This is a genomic window from Streptomyces sp. NPDC051051, assembly GCF_040682975.1.
In the GTDB taxonomy this organism is placed as follows: Bacteria; Actinomycetota; Actinomycetes; order Streptomycetales; family Streptomycetaceae; genus Streptomyces.
In genome coordinates, this window is record NZ_JBFBCB010000005.1 from 243,972 (window position 1) to 250,238 (window position 6,267).

Below are 6,267 nucleotides of genomic sequence, written 5' to 3' on the forward strand. Positions count from 1 at the left end.
TGTGCGCCCCGCCTCTGCACCCTGATGCCCCCGTGTGTCGGTGCGGCATGCCACCATCGTGCGGGCGGTGACCGGTGATACGAGACCAAGAAGAGACGATGAAGCAGCAGGGTGTGCATCCCGAGGACGCGGAGGGCACCTCTGACGCTGCGTCGCGCCCGGACACCGGCGGCCCGGCGGGAGAGGACGAGGATCTGGTCGAGGTGACGCACATCGACGAGGTCGAGGGCGACGAACCACTCCTCCCCGCGCGCGTGCACCGTCCCTCCGACCTCATGCGGCTGCTGGTCGGCGTACTGGCCGTCGTCGTCCTGCTGGGCGTCGCCGCCTTCGCGCACGGAACGACCTCGGGCCTGGAACAGGACATCAACAAGGGCACCGGACAGGCGCCCGACCTCCTCATCAAGATCGCGGGACTGGCGTCCAGCATCGCGATCCTGCTGGTGCCCGTGGCGTTCGCGATCGAGCGGCTCATCAAGCGGGACGGGCTGCGGATCGCCGACGGCGTGCTCGCGGCGGTCCTCGCCCACGGAGTGACACTCGCCACCGACCTGTGGGTGGCCAAGGCCGCCCCGGACTCGATCCAGGAGGCGCTCACCCAGCCCTCCCCGGGCGACATCCACGCCCTCACCGACCCCGTCCACGGCTACCTGGCGCCCGTGATCGCCTATATGACGGCCGTCGGCATGTCACGGCGTCCCCGCTGGCGCGCGGTGCTGTGGATCGTGCTGATGCTCGACGCGTTCTCGATGCTCGTCACCGGCTACACGACACCTTTCTCGATCATCCTGACGGTGCTGATCGGCTGGACCGTCGCGTACGGCACGCTGTACGCGGTCGGCTCGCCCAACGTCCGGCCCACGGGACGGACGCTGATGGCGGGCCTGCGGCACGTCGGCTTCCGCCCGGTGAGCGCCGCGCGCCAGGAGGTCTCGGAGAACCCGGAGACCGGCGACCGCGGCCGGCGCTACTTCGTCACGTTGGAGGACGGCCCACCGCTGGACGTCACCGTGGTGGACCGCGAGCAGCAGGCGCAGGGCTTCTTCTACCGCGCGTGGCGCAATCTGACCCTGCGCGGCTTCGCCACCCGCAGCAGCCTCCAGTCGCTGCGCCAGGCGCTGGAACAGGAGGCGCTGCTGGCCTACGCGGCGATCGCGGCGGGAGCCAACGCGCCGAAGCTGATCGCGACGTCCGAGCTGGGCCCCGACGCCGTGATGCTCGTCTACGAGCACACCGGGGGCCGCACCCTGGACTCGCTGGCCGACGAGGAGATCACCGACGCGTTGCTGCACGACGCCTGGCACCAGGTGCGCGCCCTGCAGTCCCGTCGCATCGCGCATCGCAGGCTCGTCGGCGACGCGATACTGGTGGATCGTTCCGGCACGGTGATCCTCACCGACATGCGCGTCGGCGAGATCGCGGCCGGCGATCTGCTGCTGCGCATGGACACCTCGCAACTGCTGGTGACGCTCGGCCTGCGGGTGGGCGCCGAGCGCGCGGTGGCCTCCGCGGTGAGCGTGCTCGGCCCCGACGCCGTCGCCGACTGTCTGCCGATGCTCCAACCCATCGCGCTGAGCCGCTCCACGCGCGCGACGCTGCGCAGGCTCGCGCGGGAGCGGGCGCAGCGCGAGCGGGACGCCGTCCTGGAAGCTTCCCGGCAGGCCAAGCAGGCCCGCCACGAAGCGGCCGGACACGAGGCCGGGCCGCCCGCGGGCAAGGTCGAGAAGAAGGCCGTACGGGCGGAGACACGGGCCGAGAAGCGTGCCATCGACGAGGCGCTGGAGGAAGCCCGCGAGGAGGACCTGCTCACCCAGATCCGGCACGAGGTGCTGCGCATCCGCCCCCAGGCGCCGGTCGAGCCCGCCCGCCTCGAGCGGGTGCGGCCGCGCACGCTGATCAGTTTCATCGCCGGCGCGATCGGCGCGTACTTCCTCCTGACGCAGCTCACCCACATCGAGTTCGGTCCGCTCATCGCCAACGCCGAGTGGGGCTGGGTCGCCGCGGCCGTGCTGTTCTCGGCGGCGAGCTATGTGGCGGCCGCGATGAGCCTGCTGGGTTTCGTGCCGGAGCGGGTGCCGTTCCCGCGTACGGTGGCCGCGCAGGTCGCCGGGTCCTTCGTGAAGATCGTCGCACCGGCCGCGGTCGGCGGGGTCGCCCTCAACACGCGGTTCCTCCAGCGTGCGGGGGTGCGGCCGGGGCTCGCGGTGGCGAGCGTCGGCGCCTCGCAGCTGTTCGGGCTGGGCTGCCACATCCTGATGCTGCTGTCGTTCGGCTATCTGACGGGCACCGAGAAGACGCCGTCCTTGTCGCCGTCCCGGACCGTCATCGCGGGTCTGCTGACGGTGGCGGTGCTGGTGCTCGTGGTGACCTCGGTGCCGTTCCTGCGGAAATTCGTCGTCACGCGCGTGAGGTCGCTGTTCGCAGGGGTCGTGCCGCGCATGCTGGACGTGCTCCAGCGGCCGCAGAAACTGGTCACCGGCATCGGCGGCATGCTGCTGCTGACGGCCTGCTTCGTGATGTGCCTGGACGCGTCGATCCGCGCCTTCGGCGACGAGACGACCTCGATCAGCATCGCCAGCGTCGCCGTCGTCTTCCTCGCCGGCAACGCGCTCGGTTCCGCCGCCCCGACGCCGGGCGGTGTCGGCGCGGTGGAGGCGACCCTGACGGTCGGTCTGATCGCCGTCGGCCTGCCCAAGGAGGTCGCCGCCCCCGCGGTCCTGCTGTTCCGGCTGCTGACGCTGTGGCTGCCGGTGCTGCCGGGCTGGCTGGCCTTCACCCAGCTCACCCGCAAGGGCGCCCTCTAGCCGTTTTCCCGAAGTCCCGCCTGTCCTTCGGGCAGACGGGGCTGCTTTCGGAACACGCCCCGGGAACGGCGGTACCTCGTACGGCCCGTGCTCCGCGCGCGGAGGCGGGCACGACCCCAGGATGGGATCATGCCGAACCCCTCCCGTCCGCGCGCCGCCGTGCTCACCACCACCGCCGTGCTGTTGTCCTCCCTGGTGGCGGGGTGCGGCGGGGACTCCCGCGACGAGGATCTGACGGCACAGAAGCTGAGCTGGAAGGACTGCCCCGCACCGTCCCCGTCCGAGGGCGGCGGCAACGCACCGTCGCCGCTGCCGGACGGCGACGAATGGGAGTGCGCGACCATGCGGACACCCTTGGACTGGAGCGATCCCGGGGGCGACACGATCGGCGTCGCGCTGGTCAGGGCGCGGGCCAGCGGTGCCGAGAACCGGCGGATCGGCTCCCTGCTGTTCAACTTCGGCGGGCCCGGCGGCTCCGGGGCCATCACCCTGCCCGCGTTCGGCGAGGACTACGCGACCCTGCGCACCCGCTACGACCTGGTGAGCTTCGACCCGCGCGGGGTGGGCCGCAGCGCCGGCGTGCGCTGCGAGAACGACCAGCAGCTCGATGCCTACCTCCAGCAGGACATGACTCCCGACGACGCCGCTGAGCGAGGCGCGCTCCTGGACAACACCAAGAAGTTCAACGCGGCCTGTGCGAAGAAGTCGAAGAAGATGCTGCCGCACGTGCGCACCACCGACGCGGCCCGCGACATGGACCTCATGCGGCAGGTCCTCGGTGACGACAAGCTGCACTACTTCGGCATCTCCTACGGCACCGAACTCGGCGGCGTCTACGCCCACCTGTTCCCGAAGAACGTGGGCCGCGCCGTCTTCGATGCGGTCGTCGACCCGACGCGGACACCCGAGCAGAGCGCGCTCGGGCAGGCCAGGGGTTTCCAGCTCGCGCTCGACAACTACGCCGAGGACTGCACGTCGGGAACGGAGGACTGCCCCGTCGGTGACACCCCGCAGGACGTCAAGAACCGGATCGCGACCCTGCTGAAGAGCTTGGACGGCAAGCCGATCCCCGGCATCCTCCCGCGCGAGCTGACACAGACCGCCGCGACCAACGGCATCGCGCAGTCGCTGTACTCGAAGGACTTCTGGGAGTACCTCACCGAAGGCCTGGACCAGGCCTACGACGGCGACGGCAGGATCCTCATGCTGCTGTCCGACTCGATGAACGGCCGCAACGAGAACGGCGAGTACAGCAACATCATCGCCGCCAACGTCTCCGTGAACTGCGCCGACGACAAGCCGCGCTACTCCGTCGCCCAGGTGGAGCGCAGGCTTCCGGAGTTCCGGGCGGCCTCCCCCGTCTTCGGGGACTTCCTGGCCTAGGGGATGGTCGGCTGCACCGACTGGGCCGTGCCGGGCGCCGCCGACCGTCCCGACGTGAGCGCGGCCGGCTCCGCACCGATCCTCGTCGTGGGCAACACGGGCGACCCGGCCACCCCGTACGATGGCGCACGCAGGATGGTGGACGCCCTCGGCAAGGGCGTCGGGGTGGAGCTGACGTACAAGGGGCAGGGGCACGGCGCGTACGACAGCAAGAACACCTGTGTGCGGGCGGCGGTGGACGGTTACCTGCTGAACGGGAGGGCACCGACCGCCGGGACGGTCTGCTCCTGACCCCTCGAACTCGACAAACATACAGGTCAAACGGTTATCCACAGGCCCGACGGGTGCGCGGGGATCCGCCTACCATGGCCTGACAGCCGTCCGCCGCCGGTGCGGACGGCTCCGCGAGGGGGAAACGCACATGGCGCGATTCGTACGGTGGACGGCGTTGGGAGCCGCCGCCGCACTGCTGATGACGGGCTGCGGCGGCTCATCGGACGGCGGGGACGACGACAAGGGAAGTACGGCCGATGCGCGCCCGTCGGCCTCCTCCTCCGGCACCGCGGACGCGACGGCGGCCCCCCTGCCCGCCTCGCTGACCGGGCAGAAGCTCGACTGGGGCCGCTGCGGGGCCACCGCGGACTCCGCGGCGCCGGGCGACGAGTGGCGGTGCGCGAAGCTGAAGGTGCCGCTGGACTGGTCGAAGCCGGACGGGGAGACGATCGATCTCGCACTGATCCGTGCCCGTTCGGGCGGGTCCGCCAGCAAGCGCATCGGCTCCCTGTTGTTCAACTTCGGCGGCCCGGGCGGCTCCGGGGTGTCGACGATGCCGGCGTACGGCTCCACGGTCTCCTCCCTGCGCGAGCACTACGACCTGGTGAGCTGGGACCCGCGCGGGGTGGGCGCCAGCGAGGGCGTGCGCTGCCGCAGCGACAGGAAGATCCAGGCCGCCGAGTCGGTCGACTCCACCCCCGACACCACGGTCGAGGAAAAGGCCTACCTCCGCGACGCCGTCGACTTCGGCAAGGGCTGCCAGAGGGACGCCGGAGCCCTGATGGCGCACGTCTCGACCACCGACACCGCGCGCGATATGGACCTCATGCGCCAGGTGCTCGGTGACGACAAGCTGCACTACTTCGGCATCTCCTACGGCACCGAACTCGGTGGGGTCTACGCCCACCTGTTCCCGAAGAACGTGGGACGGGTGATCCTCGACGCGGTCGTCGACCCCGGTGCCGACGCCGTGGGGCACGCGAAGAACCAGGCGAAGGGCTTCCAGCTGGCACTCGACAACTACCTGAAGTCGACCGGCCAGAACCCCGCACAGGGCAGCCGCAAGATCGCCGACCTGCTGAAGCGGATCGACGCCGACCCGCTGCCGACGTCCTCCGGACGGAAGCTGACCCAGACGCTCGCGGTCACCGGCATCGTCCTGCCGCTCTACAGCAAGGAGGGCTGGCCGACCCTGACCAGCGCCCTGGAGTCGGCGCAGGAAGGCGACGGCTCCGAACTGCTCACCCTGGCCGACGCCTACAACGAGCGGGACAGCGAGGGGAACTACGGCACGACGACCCACTCGCAGCGGGTCATATCGTGCTTGGACGACAAGCAGCGGCCGACGGTGGAGGAGACGAGGAAGCTGCTGCCGGAGTTCGAGAAGATCTCACCCGTGTTCGGCACGTTCCTCGGCTGGGACACGGCCGGCTGGTGCCACGACTGGCCGGTGGCCGGGCAGTTCGACAGCCCGGAGGTGAGCGCGGCCGGAGCGGCGCCCATCCTGCTGGTCGGCAACACCGGCGACCCGGCGACGCCCTACGAGGGCGCGCATCGGATGGCGGACGAGCTGGGCGAGGGTGTCGGTGTGCTGCTCACCTGGAAGGGCGAGGGCCACGGGGCGTACGGCAGCGGGAGCGACTGCGTCGACTCGACGGTGGACGACTACCTGCTCGACGGCACCGTGCCGAAGGACGGCAAGGTCTGCTCATCGTCGGACTCGGCCTACCGGTCGCAGCGGGTCGTGGCCTTCCTGTGTGCGGCGCTCATGATGGGCATGGCCATCTGGACGTTCTCACTGGCCGCC

The 6,267-nt window shown here is 70.8% G+C and carries 1 protein-coding gene and 2 pseudogenes; all 3 read left to right on the forward strand.

What is annotated here, in order from left to right; all coding sequences use genetic code 11:
* The first annotated feature begins 98 nt into the window (after positions 1-98).
* Positions 99-2,804, forward strand: coding sequence for a lysylphosphatidylglycerol synthase domain-containing protein (locus tag AB0N31_RS06475; RefSeq protein WP_366057221.1), 2,706 nt, complete (start codon positions 99-101; stop codon positions 2,802-2,804).
* Between the two features lie 129 nt (positions 2,805-2,933).
* A pseudogene (locus AB0N31_RS06480) lies at positions 2,934-4,478 on the forward strand (alpha/beta hydrolase).
* Positions 4,479-4,608: 130 nt separating this feature from the next.
* Positions 4,609-6,171: pseudogene (locus AB0N31_RS06485) on the forward strand (alpha/beta hydrolase); the annotation flags it as partial.
* Positions 6,172-6,267 lie beyond the last annotated feature (96 nt).

Coding starts and splice junctions, on each gene's coding strand:
- AB0N31_RS06475 (WP_366057221.1), top strand. CDS start 99: ATGAAGCAGCAGGGTGTGCATCCCGAGGACGCGGAGGGCACCTCTGAC.